Raw genomic sequence first — 333 nt, 5'->3', positions numbered from 1 at the left:
GCGTGAGCACGCCGACTTCGGTCGTGCCGCCGCCTATGTCGACCACCATCGACCCGGTTGCCTCCGCCACCGGCAAACCCGCGCCGACCGCCGATGCCAGCGATTCGCCGATCAGGTTCACCTTCCACGCGCCGGCCGACACGGCGGCTTCGGTAATCGCGCGGCGCTCGACCTGCGTCGCCGCGGCCGGCACGCATAGCGTGAACGCGGCGCGGCGCTCGACCTGCGTCGCCGCGGGGCGAAGAAAATCTCGATCTTCTCGAATCGCTGCGCCGCTCGAAAATCCGTCTGATTCTCACTCTCCACGAGCAGGCGGCCGGCTTCATGGCCGCC

2 pseudogenes are annotated in these 333 nt (G+C 69.4%); one reads left to right on the top strand and one right to left on the bottom strand.

The features are described from left to right. Positions 1–199, bottom strand: a pseudogene (locus tag EN874_RS32720) (rod shape-determining protein); the annotation flags it as partial. Between the two features lie 38 nt (positions 200–237). Between EN874_RS32720 and EN874_RS34995 the strand changes: the two are divergent. After that, positions 238–333 (top strand): annotated as a pseudogene (locus EN874_RS34995) (thiamine pyrophosphate-binding protein); the annotation flags it as partial.

It is taken from the genome of Mesorhizobium sp. M1D.F.Ca.ET.231.01.1.1 (assembly GCF_003999155.2).
Taxonomy (GTDB): Bacteria; Pseudomonadota; Alphaproteobacteria; order Rhizobiales; family Rhizobiaceae; genus Mesorhizobium.
The sequence above is the reverse complement of the archived record's forward strand: the minus strand, read 5'-3'. Positions and strand labels throughout refer to the sequence as shown.